The sequence below is a fragment of the Pelagicoccus mobilis genome (assembly GCF_016595505.1).
Lineage (GTDB): Bacteria > Verrucomicrobiota > Verrucomicrobiia > Opitutales > Opitutaceae > Pelagicoccus > Pelagicoccus mobilis.
In genome coordinates, this window is sequence record NZ_JAENIL010000035.1 from 14,316 (window position 1) to 29,523 (window position 15,208).

Sequence of the window (15,208 nt, forward strand, 5' to 3'; positions counted from 1 at the left end):
AGAACCTAACCGTTGGAGTTCCGCCTTTAGGCGGCAACCAATAAGCCCGCTGAAGCGGGAACTCCAACAGTCTCGCCAAACAGCAATCCACTGCTTTTGACTATGATCCTTACTCTAGGAGGTCTAAGACGTTTTGAGGGGAAATCTTTGAGTGTTGTATGATCGCTTCGCCGAACTCGGTCATTACGTTTTGTCGTGCTCGACGTGTGCTTTCCTCGGCAGTGTTGGTATCGACGAGATGGCTGTTGGTTGCCCGAAGGGTGGACTGCTTGGTGGCGACCGCCTCCGAAGCGCTCGCGAGGGTCTTGGATTGCTCTTCGTTGGCTTCTTCTAATGTATCCAAGAAACGGAGACTGAAGTTCAATTCTTCCAAGTTGAAGGAGCTGAGTTCGTCCGCTTGTAGGATTGCCGCCAATCCACCTGCTAAGTCAGCTTGGTCGATATTGATCGTTCCGCTGTCAGACGGCGCGAGCGTTAGGGAACCGCCTCCCTCCTTGAACAAAGGAACTCCGTTGAACGACTTGTTCGTGAGGTTGTCTATAAATGATTTGAGTTCCTGAAACTCGTCTTGATAAGGGGCCTTGTCTGAGGAGTCCTTCTGGAGGTCTTTTAGTTCGAGGAGGCGTTCCAGCGCTTCGGACGCCAGTTGTATGGCCGCGCTTTGAGTCTGCAAAAAGGAGTACGAGTTCGCGATGTTTGTCTGGTCGGTTTCGAGTCGACGCGATTCTGCGTCGAACTTCATCGCTTCGCTCAAATCCCTATTTTCCGAAAGGGGTGTCGTAGTGGGGTGGCTTGACAGGTTGGTTTTTGAAGCTGTTCGAGGAGCTTGGTTGCCGCTCAGCTTTTGTAGATGGACCGATGAGTCCTTGGCATTGATTTCGAGTGACATGACGAATGTGTGGTTGCCATTCGACATCTGGGAGGGGCTGCTTGTTTCAAGCGACAATGCTTAAAGCGACTTATGGCGGCGCATATGATCGGGTCGGGCATATTTTATATAATTTTCAAAACCTCTATAGAGGTTAGAGTAGATACTTGCTGTATCCATTCGTCCGTGATTCCACCCCTGTTTCTTCGTTCCTCAAAATACCCCGTTCGAGTTGCGAATCTTTCCGCCGTTCATGAGGGAGTAGAAGCGCATGAATCCGTCGAGCGCCTGCAAGGAGTCCCAATGCTCAACGATTTCGCCGTCGCGAATCCTCCAGATATCAATGATGTTGAGCCCCTTCCGGTCGTTGCCGCGATGCGCCTTCCTCATCGTCGCGTGGGAGTGAAAAATAACTCGGTCGCCATCCGCGATGATCTGTTTCACGTCATAGCAGTACTCAGGAAACTGTTTGGTGAAGTCCTTCAATAAGCCGATCAAACCCTCGATGCCTTCCGGAATGTTCCGGTTGTGTTGGGTATAGGAGGAGTTCGAGTAGTGGTCCCGAACGTAGTCGAACGCGTGATCGTTCATCAGTTTCTGAACGAAGTCCGTGATCAACTCGGCGTTTGCCGACTCCTCCGCTGTCCAATGGCTTTTACGTAGCTTCTCGAAATTTACCTTTAGCGTTTCCATAGCGTCTTTGTTTATAATTGAATGAACATTCAAAAACGAAACGGTTTATCTGAAGTCAAATAAATTATTGAACAGTCATTCAACAACTGGCAGCAATTGGGCATGGCAAGACCAGCGAAACACGACAGGGCAGCGGTATTGGAGGCTGCGACTTCGCTCTTTTGGGAGCGGGGTTACCGAGGAGTATCGATCAGCGATCTGGTCAAAGCGACTGGCATGCTGGCTGGCAGCTTCTATTCGAGTTTCGGCAGCAAAGAAGGAATCTTCATCGAGTGCATACATCACTACGGCGGATTGGCGTCGGAACACTACAAGGCTGCCGATCGGGCGAAGTCGCCGCTTAAGAAGATTGAGAATCTGCTCCGCATCTTGGTCGCGGATGCTTTGAAGCACGAGGATCGTCGCGCCTGTTTCGTAATGAACTCGCTGCTCGAAATCGCTCCTCAGCACCCGAAGGTTTCTAAAATCCTGCAGGAGTATCTGCGTTTGTCGGAAGCTTGGATTGAGGAGAAGCTGGAGGCTGCCAAGGCGGCTGGCGAGCTAGCGCCGCAAACTGACTGCGCGAAGCTTGCGTCTTGCCTATGGGGCATCTCTTACGGGATTCGAGTGAAGGCCCGTGCTGGGGAAAGTGCCGAACGCGTGAAGCACTATCAGAAGGCCGTCTTTTCTGCTCTTGTCGATCCGTGGCGAGTTGAAGCGGCTGCGGTTTAGGTAAGGTCGAGTCCTCTCATCGTGCCGGTGGAGCTCGCGAATTTGTCGGCTTCGATGCCCATGGATTGGAGCATGCTCACGAACAAGTTGGGGAGTGGGTAGTTGTTGTCGCGATCGAAGGCGAGGTGCTGGCCGTGTTTCAGACGTCCGCCTGCTACCAGCATCGGCATGTTGCTGGTGGTGTGCTTGTTAGCGTCGCCGAGGTTGCTGCCGTAGAGGATGAGCGAGTTGTCGAGCAGATTGGAGTCTCCCTCTTTCGACTCTTTGAAGGAGCTGATCAACTGGCTGATGAGCCGCATATGATTGCGGTCGATCGCTTCTAGTTGGGCGAGCTTGTTCTCGTCTTTTCCGTGATGGGACAGATTGTGGTATCCATCTGATATTTGAATTTCGGATACGTTGATTGTTGGGGAGTTGTTACTGTCGAGAAGCAGTGCGATGCTACGCGTGGAGTCGGATTCGAAGGCGAGCTTTGCCATTTCGTACATGAGGCGAGTCTTCTCCATGTAGGCGGCGGGCCCGCCTGGATCGACTGGGCTTTCCGCTGAAGGAACGGGTTTGGGCAGCCTTTCCCATTCGCGTGCCTTTTCCATTCGACGTTCGGTTTCTCGGACCGCTGTAGTGTACTGGTCCATACGGTCTCGGTCGCTTGCTCCGAGCCGGCGATTGAGGGCTCGTGACTGCTCTGCAACGGTGTCCATGATACTTTCGCCAAGCTTGAGCTTTTGTAGCTGCTTTTCGATTTCCTTTTCCGATCCTTGTAGAAACAGTTGTTTGTAGAGTTTGGCGGCACTGTCCTCGCAGGGGATGAGCACGCCGGAGGGGGTCCAGGACAGGCTGCGGCGCCCTTGAGCTGCATTGACTCCGAGGGTAAGCGAGGGGAAACGGGTATGATGGCCTATCTTGCCCGCTACATATTGGTCTAGGGAAATCGTGTTGCGGAAACCGCCCCCGCCTGGATGCGGCGCGGCAGTGAGAAAGGAAACGTCGGAGGAGTGGGCTCCATCGACTCCCGGGTGGTGAACTCCGCTGAGGACAGTGAAGTCGTTGCGGTGGGAAGAGAGCTCCTGTAGGTAGGGGGAGAGCTCATAGTTGAGGCCCGCTTGGCTCGGGAAGAAATGGTCGGGCAGGACGCCGAGATTGTTGCAGATGGCGAATAGGCGTTGTGGCTTTGGCTCGACTGGTGTGGCTGCGAAAAGGCGTTTTGTAAACGGCGGCAGCATCGCCTCGAGCAGAGGCAAGGCGAGTCCGACTCCGGCTCCGCGCAGGAGTTGGCGGCGAGAAATGCGACGATCGGATGATAGGATATGCATAGTCGTACGATTCCGGTTACTTGATATTGAATAGGTCGCTCTGCACGACGGCGTGGATGATCGATTTCAATCCGTATTCACTCTTCTGGCACGAGTCCAGTATCTCTTCTATTTGTTGGCGTTCGCTGAAGCCTACTGGCGCTCCGGTTGCGTAGAGGATGAACTGCTTAACGAGGTTGCGGGCGATGGCGCGTTCGTCAGCCAACAGATGCGTTTTGAATTCGTGGATGTCTGAGAAGGTTCGACCGTCTACCAGCTCGCCAGATGAATCTACCGGCTCTGCGTTGCGATAGGCGAAAAGGAGCCCGTTCAAGCCAATGCCCTCTACGGGTTCACCGATTTCACCTAGGGCGCGATATTGCTCTTGAAAACCGCCAGCGATGTCGAAGCTCTCGAGGGCAAAGCCTGCAGGGTCGAATTTTGCGTGGCACGCGTAGCACGAGGCGGAGGAGGTATGCTTGTCGAGCTGCTCGCGGATGGTTGTGGCTCCTCGGGTATCTGGCTCGACTGCTTCGACGCCAGAAGGCGGTGGTGGAATGTGGACTCCCAAGATTCGCTCCGTGATCCACGCTCCGCGTAATACCGGTGACGTTGTTGTTCCGTTCGCGGTGACTCTTAGGACGCTTGCTTGGGTGAGTAATCCGCCACGAGGAGAGTTTTCGGGCAGAGCAACGCGACGTAGCTGTACGCCTTCGAAAGGCTCTAAGCCATAGTGTCGGGCAAGGCGTTCGTTTGCGAAGGTAAAGTCGGAGTCGATCAAGTTGCGCGCGGGAAGGTCCTTGTCGATGAGTTCGCGGAAAAAGCGTCGTGTTTCGAAGAGGGAAGCTTCGGTTAGCTGATCGTCGATATAGTATTGTGGATACAGTTGGGAATCGGGGGTATTGGAGTTGATCTCTTTTAGATCCAGCCAGTAGTCGAGGAAGGCGTTTATGAATCGATCGGATTTTCGATCTGACAGCATCCGTTCGGTTTGGGCTCGTAGTGCTGCCTCCTGGTGGAGGTTCTGCACGTCTTCGAGCTGCTCGTCGGGCGGCCCGTTCCAAAGGAAATAGGAGAGTCGGGACGCGATCTGGTGAGTTTCGAGCGGTCCGGCTTGGGACTCCATAAATAGGAAATCCGGCGAGGACAGCACGGTGGAGAATGCTGCGATCATGGCGTCGGTGAATGACTCGCCGAAAGCGGTCGCTTGCTTGTAGATTGCGAAGTACGGCTCGATGGCTGATGCATCCGCTAATGGGGAACGGTAGGCCTTTTCGGTGAAGGCCAGCAGAAGTCGCCTTGCATCGGTATCCGCATCGTTTGGCAAGACTTCTACACGTCGGTCTGGAATGCTCGGCCCGCGCTCGGTCCAGCCGATCAGGGTTTCTTCAGTAAGCAGTGGGGGGCGTGGGAGGGGCTCTTCGGTTTCATGGACTTTGAATGGGAGATTTCCGAAGAGGGCTTGGTAGCTTTTCGGGGGCCATTCTTTGTTTATTGGACCCTCGAGCTCTAGCCAGTTCATCGCAAAACCAGGAACGCCCTCAGAATCAGCGTTGGGATTGCCCCGCCAGCCCGGTTGCGTTCTCAGGAGTCGTCCGGCATCCGGGCGGATGGCGTCGCCTTTTCGCAGGGCGACATCGCGTTCGATGACGTTGGGATCTGGATACGAGTCGAAACTTCCGATCCAGCGGCTTTCGCCGTTCAAGGTGTGTGCGTAGAGGGTAACCGGTTCGCTGCGATCTCCACGCATGATGACGTTTCGATCTGGGTACCACCATTTTTGTTTTCCGCCTGTGAGTCCATGGTCTTCTCCGAACGCTCGGCCATTGGGTCCCGCCTTGAAGGTGTAGGTTTTTATTCTGAGGCGGTAATCTCCATCCGTGGGGACGACGACGTTTCTGAAGTCGTATTTCGCGGCCGAAGCTTGAGAGCCGACGACGAAGCCAAAGGCCTCCTCGTTTCGGGCTTCTGGATTGGAGTCGCCCACCGTCAAGGCTTGCGTACCGCGGATGACTTCCGGTTCCGGGCTCAGGCCCAGCAAGGGGATCGCGGTGCGAGATGGCAACCGGTTCAACCCTTTGCGGTAGGGCATCCAGAAAATCATGGTCCCTTCGTCTCTCGCGTAGTAGCGCTTTGTCTCCGACTTGAATGCCGCCGCGTTGAGAGCTGAACGCAAAGCGTAGTCGGCGGTTTCGAGGTACTTGGACATTTGCACGTGGGAAACGTCGAGTCGGTCGCCGGTCTTGTTGAAATTGTGATAGGTACCGTCTTCCGGAAGTCGGTCAGCCGCTTGTAGCCATGGGGCGTCGAGTACGTGTCGCAGGGTGTTTTCGTATTCGAAGCGATTGACGCGACGCACCTTCGAGCGGCCGTTTTGGGCGATACGTTCGCGATCGGCTGTGGAAAGAGACTTGGAAAGTGATTCTAAGAAAGCGGCCAAATCTTCTTTCTCCGGACGCTTCTTCTTTTTGGGAGGCATCTCGCCATGGTCCGCTCGGTCATGAACCAGCGCCCAGGTGGCGAAGGTCTCCTTGTCGGTCAGGTCGAAGGGCAGGTTCTCCAGGTCGAGGTCCCCCTTTTGCTCAAAGGAATCGTGGCAGTTCAGGCAGTGATTTTCGAGGAATCCGTAAAGTTCCTCTGGGAGTTCGACCTCTGCGGAAGCAAGTTTTGCTAAGCCAGCGGACAGGGTGATGGCGAGCGTGAGCTTTCCTGCAAGGCGGATGGTGGAGGTGTTGAGCATTGGGAGCAGTCTGGGAGACTCGAATGTCGTCCCCGTTCAATTGAGATTGCGTGTCCCATTGAGGGGGGATTTCTAGGCCGAAACATGAAATCATAGCAGGGTAAGGAATACTAGGCTAGTCACATAAATCGATGACTGGACAACCGGTGACGCGTTTCAGCGGGCTAGTGCGAATTTCGCTCCGGGTTTTCGAGCTAAAGACCTCCAAACCATATTACGGTATTCAGCGACTGTGTCGTAGGAGGCGAGGCCGAGGGGAGTGGCGTCTACGATCGGACCGGGGCGCAGGCTCAGTCGTTTTCCGGTTGTATCTAAGTTGATAATACGTTCGCCATCGATCCAGCATTGGATGCGCTCGTCGGCGACTCGGATTTTGAAACGGTACCAGCGTTTCATCTCGAAGGACATTTTGCGGGTGGTCTCGTTTTTATCCGCTGAAAGGCCGCCGATGTCGGATATTCCAACCGCTGTTCCGCCCCAGCCGCCGACGATCCAAGTGCAGTACTGGTCGCCCACCGGAATGGTTAGGCCTAGAAAGAAGTCGCTCCCCCAGGTTTTTTGAGCCTCTAGTTCGATCTCGTAGTTATCTCTGGCGGGAGGTTCTTTATCCCAAACGACCCCCGTTAGGTAGGCGCCTAAGCCTGTATGGAGGGTGCCATCTTGGACATCCACATCTCCGTCGGATGCGAATGGGGCGGCTTTCCAATGGCCCAGATCGTTTCCCTCGATCATCATGATCGTCTGTTGTTCCTGAGCTGATGCGAATTCGGTAAGAACGCAGGACGAAACAAGGAAAGTGGGAAGGCTAAGCAAAATGCTGAGGGGGTGACGCCAAGGAATCATGTTTTTGGACTTTGCTTGTTTGGGGCTTCTGGGGGATGCGGGTGGGTTGCCGCCTAAAGGCGGAACTCCAACGGTTGGAGTATATTCCACTGCATTTGCTGGGGAACCATTGTTAAGGTCTGCTAAAACCTGTTCCCTAATTCTCTTCGACCTGTCTTCTTTGGGCCATGATGAGCCAGTCCCAGGTTGCCGGGGATCCGCTCGCTTCGTCTTGAGCATACTGGATTCTTTTGATCTCCCTGACATCCAGTTCGAGTCCGTTTAGCAGCATGATGAGCTCGTCTCTCAAATAATATTTCATGCGAGTGCCTTGGCAGGAGAAAATCCCTTGCTGCAGGTCTTCGACAGTGGCGTTGGCTGGCGCGCAGGCCTCTGTCGCTTCCCGGCAGCTATCTCCCATGTCGAGCCGGGATTCGATGTCTCGGTAGTATTCCATCTGGGTCGATTCGTGGGAGGGGACAACGAGCAAAAGCGTTCCCCCTTGGTTGACTTGATTCGTGACCGTCCGCCACGCTCGCATGCGATCGTCGAATGACGGCATTATCAGGACGTTGATACAGATGGCGAAGTCTACTGGCTCAAAGGGAACGCGATCGTTCGAAAGGTCCAGTCTCTGGAAAGTTGTATTGTCGAATTCACTACAGCTAGCCTCCGCCTGCTTCAGCGCGGTTTCGGCCCAATCGCAAGCGTTGACCTGAGCGAAGGCTTGAGCGAGCAGAGGAGTGAATTTTCCGATTCCGCAGCCCATGTCTGCTGAGCTTCCGTTTGGCGTTTTTGACCAGCGGCAGCTATCCGGCGGCTAACCAGCCCTTCGAGGTCGTGCTCGAAAACGCTTTGCACTTCCTCGGTATAATTTTCTGAAACCTCTTCCCAGTAGGCTCGGCACATCGGTCGCGATTCGGCGTTGTTTTCACTGCTCATCTTTCGACCCTGCAGGTTATTCGGCTCTGGGCAAACGTTGATTCGGAAGAAGCTAAGGGTCCTGTATCTTCTATGGAATGAGGAGGAGGGAGGGAGCGGATTCGAGCGCTACGGATCGAGTCTGGGGCGTATCGATACAGTCCATACGGGATGGAGAGGCTTAGTTATAGAGTCGAACCCCTTCGCTCTTGCTTACTACAAGTGGAAAGGGGGCAGCCTGGATCGCTTCCGAGAGCAATTGGATTAGGGGGCGTTTTCGTGAGTTTTTAAAATAATGCACACTAGTGCACGTTTTGGTTGACGCGCTAATAGGATCGTCTAGCGTCATCAGTCATCCTTGACGATCGCTGCTCATGTTGGAGCAGCGGTTTGGAAGAACCTCGAATACCCTTCTTACATGACGCGTCTCCTGAGATCAGTGATTGTCCGTGCGCTCGCTTGCATATCGATCCTTGCCCAAGCTGCTTGCGCTGAATCGCCTGCTGAAGCTCCAAGTTTGCTCGAGAAATTGTCGGGAGAGAGGAAGCTGCTCTTCGTGGGGCAAGACTTCAACACGATCGCAGAATACGAAAATTCGGGATTGTTCCCGACTCCGCCGGGAGTGGTGTCGTATACTAACATCTATCGGCTCAACGGTGTGTGGGAAACGGATAACTATGGGTCTGGAGATGTGAATGCTTCCATGACTCATGAGCGGTGGAGCGAATCTGCTTACATGTTTGGATTAGCCTTAATGGAAACGGAGGCTTACAAGGGTGCAGTTGCCGATATTGCGAAAGGGAAGTTCGATGAGAACATCATCAAGTTTGCTGAGTTTGTGCGGGATATGGAAGTGCCGGTTTTCGTCCGCATTGGATACGAGTTCGACGGGCCGTGGTACGGGTACTCGCCAGATACTCTTAAGGCTGCCTACCGTCACATCGTAGAAAAGGTGCGTCCGATCGCTCCCAACTTTCTGAGCGTCTGGCATAGTGTCGCGTTCAGAAACGACAATCCTGATGGGACTGTCTACTCTGCCGATCTTCATCCTAAATGGATGGATTGGTATCCAGGAGATGAATATGTCGACTGGACAGGGATTACTTGGTTCAACCCGCGCTATGAACCGATTGCTCAGCAGTTCATCGAGCTTACTCGTAAACTAGGGAAACCTTGTATGATCGCTGAGAGCGCCCCGATGGGGTTTGATTTGGAGGACGGTACGATGGGGGCAATCGTACCTCAAGGAGATATCAAAGCGGGCGATGTCTTGGAGCATTTGTCTGCGGATGAGATTTGGAATCGTTGGCATAAGCGGACCTTGGACTTTATGGAAAAGAATAAGGATGTCGTCCACAGTATTTGCTATATAAATACGCATTGGGACGTTCAGCCTATGTGGAGTCCAGACACGGAAACCGGCAACTATCAGGGACTTTATTGGGGGGATAGCCGAATTGAGAGCAATCCTCGTATCGCCCAGTTGTGGAACGCTGAAGTTTCAAGCGATCGCTGGTTGCAGTTGGAGTCTGCGGATTGGTCTAAGTGGCTGCGGGATTAGGAGAATATATAAAGCTCGCTCTCGGTTGATCCTCTTTAGGGAGTGTCAGGTGGCAGTTGCCATGATAGTAGAGGCATGTAGTTTGGTTCGAATTTAATCATGATTCGAATTCGAAACCTAATCGCTACTCTCGCCTTGACGCTATTTCCCGTTTCTTTCTCGTGGGCTGGTCCGGTGGACAAGGATGCCACTGCCGAGACGGTGGCCCTCTATCATCGCCTAGTGGAACTCCAGTCAAAGGGGACGATGATCGGGCACCAGGATGCTTATCTCTATGGCCATGGATGGAAGTATGACGGTGTGCCGGATGTGAAGCAGGTGGCAGGGGATTATCCGGCGGTCTTCGGCTGGGAGCTGGGAGAGCTTGGGCTTGGCAAGGAAGAGAGTCTGGATGGTATTCGCTTCGAGAAGATTCGAGAGGGCATCGAATGGGTGCATGCCAACGGTGGGGTGAACACGATCAGCTGGCATACGGTGAATCCTTTTACGGGTGGCGACTCTTGGGATACATCTAGCGACAAGGTTGTCGCGAGCGTTTTGCCAGGGGGAAGTAAAGAAGAGGTTTACGCTGAGATGCTTGATCGACTTGCCCGCTTTTTGTTGTCGGCGAAGACCGAGGAAGGCGGTCCGGTGCCCGTCATCTTTCGTCCCTATCACGAGCACACGGGTAGTTGGTTTTGGTGGGGGCAAAAGCTCTGTACGACGGAAGAGTATCTAGAGCTTTGGAAGTATACGATCGAGTTCCTGCAGGGCAAAGGGGTGCACAATGTTCTGTGGGCATATTCGGCCGCCAGTGGTTTCGACACGGAAGCGGATTTCCTGGAGCGGTACCCGGGAGACGAATACATCGATATCGTCGGGTTCGATATCTACCAGAGAAAGGTCTTTGGTAAGGGAGCCTACATGGCAGGCTTGAAGAAGGGACTGGATATCGTTTCCAAGGTGGGGCGTGAAAGAGGGAAGATCGTCATCCTAGCGGAAACGGGGCTCGAGTCGGTGCCTGATCCCGAATGGTGGACGGGCACTCTTTGGAGCTCGATTGAAATGTATCCGCTTTCTTATGTCCTTTTTTGGCGAAACGCCTACAACCAAGACTCGCATCACTACATGCCGTATCCAGGGCACAAGAGCGCTGAGGATTTTAAGGAGTTTGCGAAATTGCCGCGTACCCTGTTCTTGGAGGACGTTCGATGAAGCTCGACTGGTAGCATTACTGGTTTTATCGCCTCGGGCAGTTTAGTAACGAGTTGAGCTGCATTTACTTTGCAGTCTGATCCTTGGTCGGACAGTTGGTTGGGTAACTTTTGTTTATTCCTAACTTGTCATGATGCTTCTACCCCAAAGAGATTTTCGGACTGTTATCGCCTTCCTCGTGTCGCTTTTCGTGTCCATAGGTTGTGCCCAATCGCAGGAGCCTGAGCGAATGCTCATTGTCGATCCGGAGAACCCGCGTTGGTTGCGATGGTCTGACGGGGATCCGTTTTTCATGTGCGGGCCGGGAGATCCTGAGAGTTTCTTGTTTCGCGGTGAACGCCAAGCGGATGGCACGCGCAAAGGAGACCAGATGGAGCTGCTTCGCAAGGTGGCAGATGCGGGCGCTAACTGTATTTGGTGGGTCGGCTTGCGTAGTCACGGTGGAGATGGCGGTCCTTTGGAAAACATGTTCATAGACGGCGACCCAAGCAAGGGCTTGGACCACGATATTCTCGATCAATGGGAAGAGTGGCTGGCCGAAGCGGAGCGTTTGGGAATCGTCGTGTTCTTCTTTTTCTACGACGACCAGGTGGAAGTGGAGATCGGCCCGGGTAAGATCGGCTGGATGCTCGACGAGCAGGGGAATCTTCATCAAGACGAAGCGGCTATGATCCGCGAGGTGGTGAGTCGTTTTTCCAAATACGGGAATTTGGTTTGGGGGCCGATGGAGGTTGCGGATAAGCGAGGGAAACGTTTTGTCCCGCACTTGAAGGCGATGGCGAAGTACATCAAGGAGGTCGACCCTCACCCGCATCCTGTCGCCATGAGCGTTGGCTTTTTAGGAGACAGTTTTTCTGAATACGCTAACGATCCGAATGTAGACATCTACTCTGTGATGAAACTCGAACGTTTGTCGGCGGATGAAATCAACCAACGCGGGCTTGGCTATTTCGCTGCTGCCGAGGACCGTTATATCTGTAGCTTCTCCGAAACGCATGGCTATGGAAAAGGGGAGGTGGCCCGTCATAAGAACTGGGCGACTGCCATGTCTGGGTGCTACGTCATGATCCACGGTCATCATGTGTACAACAACACGGAGCAAGATCTGATCGACTGCGCTCGGGTGACTCGCTTTTTCGAGCGTACCAATTTTTACGACATGGTTCCCAACAATCGATTGGCGAAAGGGGAAACCAAGTATGTAATGGAAAAGCCAGGACGTGAATATATCCTGTATTCGCGAGCTTCATCAGAGCGCGGTGCGCTATCGCTACTCGAAGCTCCGCTTGGTGAATATTCGCTTCTGTGGTTGGATTGCATCAACGGAAAAGAGTTAGAGGAAAACGTTACAATTACCGACCGAGAACGAGGCGTGATCCAGTTTCAGAAGCCGCACGGATTCGGACCTGAAATAGCTCTACATGCTGTTAAGAAATAGGGCGAGGGAAGAGCCTTCGTGCCAACTGTTCTATTGGGATGCATTAAGGGGGCTTCTTGATGGGGTTATACCCTCAAAGAGACTGTCCATTTTTTCGCGAAGGGTGTAGATATTCTCCTGACGTGTGAGCTTGGGGCGGATGGTCCCTTCCTGCATGGATCTATGGGAGGATCGCTTGAATGTGCGTATGCACTGATGTGAGTTCGAACCTTGATTAACCCCAAAAACCGTTGTCATGAAAAAGGACCAACTGCTAATCGATCCCGACGTAGAGCCAACTTCCACGGTGCTGGAGGAAACGCTTGGCCCTCGGTTCAAGGTTTACCAGGAGCTCGTCTCAACTCTCGAGTCGGAGGAGTATGGTGTTTTGCCGGAGTGGAGATATTACAAGGATGGAGGGGCTTGGCTTTGCAAGATGGCTCGCAAGAAGAAAACGGTCTTCTGGCTTTCCGCTTGGAAAACTCACCTGACGTGTGGGTTCTATTTCACTGCTAAGACGGGCGAAGGGGTTGGTGATTTGAAAATCGAACGATCTATCATCGAGGCCTTTGAGTCGGCGAAGCCGATTGGCAAACTGCTCCCACTGGCTGTCGATCTCAAGTGGAGCAAGCAGTTGGCTGACTTGTATCAAATTGTTCGGTACAAGATCGCTCAGAAGTGAATTGGAAACAGCGAAGGCTTTGATAAGATCAAACCGGTCCAATTGGGGGGCTGCTTCGAGCCACCGGCAACACTGGTTTGCCCCGATGGGATAAATCAGAGCAAACCTATCTTATATAGATTCTGGGTGTCGGATTACTTCAATTGCCCGTAGGTATCCCAGATGCCCCAGTGAGCGCCTACGTCGCCTTCGTCGGAGACTTTCCAGGCTTCATCAAACGAGGAGAAGTAGAAGAGCTCTACGGATTCTTCTTTGGCCCAGTTTTGCAGGTCCACGAAGTAGCGGCGGGCATTTTCCACTGATGGAGCGGCAGTACCTTTTGAGGCACCATGACTAGGCCAGCCGGATTCAGTGATAAGAACGCGTTTGCCCGGAGCGGAGCGCTGAGCTTGGCGATACATTTCCTTTGCGTAGAGGACTGAGTAGTCGATGTGGCAGCCTTCCCAGTAGGGATAGCAGTTGGCTAGGATCACGTCGCAGATCTCGGCGAGGGCTGGGCGTTTGACGAACTCGTAGTAGGCGTCGACATATCCGACGGGAATGCCCGGGAGCTCTCGTTTGACTTCGTCGATGAGAAGGAGGAGCTCGCTTTCCTCTAGCTCCCCGCGGTAGAGGACTTCGTTTCCGACCGCGACGATATCGGCATGGCCTTGTCGCGCTATTTCAATTACGTTTTGGATTTCTTCGCGGTTCTTTTCCGCATCGTCGCTGATCCAAGCGCCGACTAGGGTTTTGAGGCCTTTTTCTTTGGCGATGCGAGGGATCGCTTCGTTACCCTCGGTACAGGAGAAACTGCGAATCCACTGGGTGTATGGGAGGATGATGTCGAGCCGCTGATGAATTTGTTGCTCGGTGATGAAGTCTCCCGGTTGTTGTTCCGGGAGATATGGGCTGAAGCAGATGCCATGTAGACCGCTGTTGAGGGTCTTGAGGTGGGTTTCGAGGAGTTCGTCTTGATCGAGTTCGGCGAGGGAAGCGCCGGTTAAACTCATTTGTTGTTGCGGGCGGTAAGACATGGCTCGGAAGTCTTCGGGTTAGTTGCTGCGGTCTTGAAGAACTTGTTTTGGGCTTCGATCGATGAAATAGAGTCCCCAGTGCTTTTCCGCTCCAAGCGGGTTGTCGGGATTTCCTTTCCAGCTTTCGTCGAAGGCTTCGAACCAGAAGATGCTGATGTTGTTGCGTTGTCCGAAGTCGAAGAGCTCTCGGTAGTGCCTCATTTGTAAGGTTTCGCTGGCTCGAGGGCCAAACTCGGAGGCGGTGCTCGCCCAGCCCGCTTCGGCGATGAGCATCGGTTTTTCCGGGAGCGCTTCGCGAATCTCCATCAAGTTTTCGATGGTGAAGGGAAGAGCTTCGTCGATGGATTTGCCTTCCCATTGCGGGTAAGTGTGGACGGCTAGAAAGTCCAGGTGCTCCGCCAGTCGATCTCCATAGTCCGCGAAGACTTTGTAGTTGTCGGCGGTAGTCACGGGTTGTTGGATACTGCTTTTGACCTTGGTGAGGTAAGTGATCATCGAGTCGAGAGTGACGAGGTGATCATTCCAGGTAACGAGTGACTCGTTCCCTACGTTTACGGCGACGACGATGTCAGGGTATTCGTTTGCCAAGCGAATGCCCGATTCCACTTCTTGTCGGTTGCCAGCGGCGTTGCTATCGAGTTCTTCTTGGGGAACCGGTTCGGTGATCCACGCGCAGCCTTCGTGGTTGCTTAGTTCGCTGTCGAGCCAAATGCCCAACATCACTTTAAGGGGGATGTTGTGAGCCTTGATGAGGCGTAGGACGTCTTCAGAATTCTGCTTGCTGTCGTAGAGGCGGATAAGTTCGAAGCCTTCGATTTCGGTGAGAATCTTAAGATCTTCGAGGATCTGTGCGTCCGTCGGATAGACGGCTCCGTCGCCGCGGTCGGGGTGTTGTCCGTCTCGAAAGCCAGAATAGGCAACGCCACGCTGTGCGCCTGCAAGCAGAGCTTCCCGCGGCTGGGCAAGGGTATGACCGGCCGTGTCGCCCGCTGAAAGTTGGGAGCTGCCGATTGAAAGGGATAGTAGACCTAGACTCATAGTACGCCTCAGTGAAAAACGTTGTTTCATTGTGGCAAAATACATTCACTAAGGTGCAATTGAATGCAATTAAAATTTCGTTTTTTCCTCTTTTTTGAGAAAGGGGGAATGTGTAAGTGTCTTATAGAGAGTAATAAATGCAGGGCTTTGGAGAGTTTTAAAAAACGCAGTTGTGCACGTTGTGCTCTAATAAGAGGACAGTGGATATGGTGAGTTTTTTGTTCTCCTGCTAGCCGTGCTTGCCCTTTTCGTC

The 15,208-nt window shown here is 53.3% G+C and carries 13 protein-coding genes; 5 read left to right on the plus strand and 8 right to left on the minus strand.

From position 1 onward, the window contains the following. Positions 1-109: 109 nt before the first annotated feature. Together JIN87_RS17915 and JIN87_RS17920 are read right to left on the minus strand one after the other, a co-directional pair. Entirely contained in the window at positions 110-889 is a 780-nt protein-coding gene (locus JIN87_RS17915; RefSeq protein ID WP_200356976.1) for a flagellin, read from the minus strand. A gap of 192 nt (positions 890-1,081) precedes the next feature. Beyond that, on the minus strand, positions 1,082-1,561 hold the full coding sequence (locus tag JIN87_RS17920) for a nuclear transport factor 2 family protein (RefSeq protein WP_200356977.1): 480 nt from the start codon (positions 1,559-1,561) through the stop codon (positions 1,082-1,084). Positions 1,562-1,663: 102 nt separating this feature from the next. Here JIN87_RS17920 and JIN87_RS17925 point away from each other — a divergent pair, with 102 nt between their 5' ends. Then, positions 1,664-2,272: a TetR/AcrR family transcriptional regulator gene (locus JIN87_RS17925; RefSeq protein WP_200356978.1), complete on the plus strand. Its 609-nt coding sequence runs from the start codon at positions 1,664-1,666 to the stop codon at positions 2,270-2,272. Here the strand turns inward: JIN87_RS17925 and JIN87_RS17930 are convergent. From JIN87_RS17930 to JIN87_RS17945, 4 genes are all read right to left on the minus strand, one after another. Next, a complete protein-coding gene (locus tag JIN87_RS17930; protein ID WP_200356979.1) occupies positions 2,269-3,585 on the minus strand; it encodes a DUF1552 domain-containing protein in 1,317 nt (438 codons plus the stop codon). The genes JIN87_RS17925 and JIN87_RS17930 overlap by 4 nt on opposite strands. Positions 3,586-3,601: 16 nt before the next feature. Next, the gene (locus tag JIN87_RS17935) at positions 3,602-6,304 is read right to left on the minus strand and encodes a DUF1592 domain-containing protein (protein WP_200356980.1); all 2,703 of its coding nucleotides are present in this window, start codon (positions 6,302-6,304) and stop codon (positions 3,602-3,604) included. Positions 6,305-6,460: 156 nt separating this feature from the next. After that, positions 6,461-7,147 carry a 3-keto-disaccharide hydrolase gene (locus tag JIN87_RS17940; RefSeq protein ID WP_200356981.1) on the minus strand — a complete coding sequence of 229 codons (687 nt, stop codon included), beginning with the start codon at positions 7,145-7,147 and terminating at the stop codon, positions 6,461-6,463. Between the two features lie 136 nt (positions 7,148-7,283). Continuing rightward, a complete protein-coding gene (locus tag JIN87_RS17945) occupies positions 7,284-7,895 on the minus strand; it encodes a class I SAM-dependent methyltransferase (protein WP_200356982.1) in 612 nt (203 codons plus the stop codon). 570 nt (positions 7,896-8,465) lie between these two features. Between JIN87_RS17945 and JIN87_RS17950 the strand changes: the two genes are divergently transcribed. The 4 genes from JIN87_RS17950 to JIN87_RS17965 all read left to right on the plus strand — a co-directional run bounded on the left by JIN87_RS17950 (position 8,466) and on the right by JIN87_RS17965 (position 12,901). Next, positions 8,466-9,608, plus strand: coding sequence for a glycosyl hydrolase (locus tag JIN87_RS17950; protein WP_200356983.1), 1,143 nt, complete (start codon positions 8,466-8,468; stop codon positions 9,606-9,608). Positions 9,609-9,707: 99 nt separating this feature from the next. Next, positions 9,708-10,802 (plus strand): glycoside hydrolase family 26 protein, encoded by a 1,095-nt coding sequence (locus tag JIN87_RS17955; protein WP_200356984.1) that lies wholly within the window; start codon positions 9,708-9,710, stop codon positions 10,800-10,802. A 130-nt stretch (positions 10,803-10,932) separates the two neighbouring features. Next, on the plus strand, positions 10,933-12,240 hold the full coding sequence (locus JIN87_RS17960; protein ID WP_200356985.1) for a glycoside hydrolase family protein: 1,308 nt from the start codon (positions 10,933-10,935) through the stop codon (positions 12,238-12,240). Between the two features lie 235 nt (positions 12,241-12,475). Beyond that, a complete protein-coding gene (locus JIN87_RS17965; protein ID WP_200356986.1) occupies positions 12,476-12,901 on the plus strand; it encodes a DUF3788 family protein in 426 nt (141 codons plus the stop codon). Positions 12,902-13,035: 134 nt separating this feature from the next. Here JIN87_RS17965 and JIN87_RS17970 read toward each other — a convergent pair whose 3' ends face one another. Further along, positions 13,036-13,893 carry a glycoside hydrolase family 17 protein gene (locus tag JIN87_RS17970; protein ID WP_200356987.1) on the minus strand — a complete coding sequence of 286 codons (858 nt, stop codon included), beginning with the start codon at positions 13,891-13,893 and terminating at the stop codon, positions 13,036-13,038. Positions 13,894-13,935: 42 nt separating this feature from the next. Beyond that, the gene (locus tag JIN87_RS17975; protein ID WP_200356988.1) at positions 13,936-14,955 is read right to left on the minus strand and encodes a glycoside hydrolase family 17 protein; all 1,020 of its coding nucleotides are present in this window, start codon (positions 14,953-14,955) and stop codon (positions 13,936-13,938) included. Between the last annotated feature and the right edge of the window lie 253 nt (positions 14,956-15,208).

Excerpts from the sequence above, each read along its gene's own strand:
- JIN87_RS17925 (WP_200356978.1), top strand. The coding sequence starts at position 1,664 with ATGGCAAGACCAGCGAAACACGACAGGGCAGCGGTATTGGAGGCTGCG.
- JIN87_RS17950 (WP_200356983.1), top strand. The coding sequence starts at position 8,466 with ATGACGCGTCTCCTGAGATCAGTGATTGTCCGTGCGCTCGCTTGCATA.
- JIN87_RS17935 (WP_200356980.1), bottom strand. The coding sequence starts at position 6,304 with ATGCTCAACACCTCCACCATCCGCCTTGCAGGAAAGCTCACGCTCGCC.
- JIN87_RS17940 (WP_200356981.1), bottom strand. The coding sequence starts at position 7,147 with ATGATTCCTTGGCGTCACCCCCTCAGCATTTTGCTTAGCCTTCCCACT.
- JIN87_RS17955 (WP_200356984.1), top strand. The coding sequence starts at position 9,708 with ATGATTCGAATTCGAAACCTAATCGCTACTCTCGCCTTGACGCTATTT.
- JIN87_RS17915 (WP_200356976.1), bottom strand. The coding sequence starts at position 889 with ATGTCACTCGAAATCAATGCCAAGGACTCATCGGTCCATCTACAAAAG.
- JIN87_RS17965 (WP_200356986.1), top strand. The coding sequence starts at position 12,476 with ATGAAAAAGGACCAACTGCTAATCGATCCCGACGTAGAGCCAACTTCC.
- JIN87_RS17975 (WP_200356988.1), bottom strand. The coding sequence starts at position 14,955 with ATGAGTCTAGGTCTACTATCCCTTTCAATCGGCAGCTCCCAACTTTCA.
- JIN87_RS17945 (WP_200356982.1), bottom strand. The coding sequence starts at position 7,895 with ATGGGCTGCGGAATCGGAAAATTCACTCCTCTGCTCGCTCAAGCCTTC.
- JIN87_RS17970 (WP_200356987.1), bottom strand. The coding sequence starts at position 13,893 with ATGAGTTTAACCGGCGCTTCCCTCGCCGAACTCGATCAAGACGAACTC.
- JIN87_RS17930 (WP_200356979.1), bottom strand. The coding sequence starts at position 3,585 with ATGCATATCCTATCATCCGATCGTCGCATTTCTCGCCGCCAACTCCTG.
- JIN87_RS17920 (WP_200356977.1), bottom strand. The coding sequence starts at position 1,561 with ATGGAAACGCTAAAGGTAAATTTCGAGAAGCTACGTAAAAGCCATTGG.
- JIN87_RS17960 (WP_200356985.1), top strand. The coding sequence starts at position 10,933 with ATGATGCTTCTACCCCAAAGAGATTTTCGGACTGTTATCGCCTTCCTC.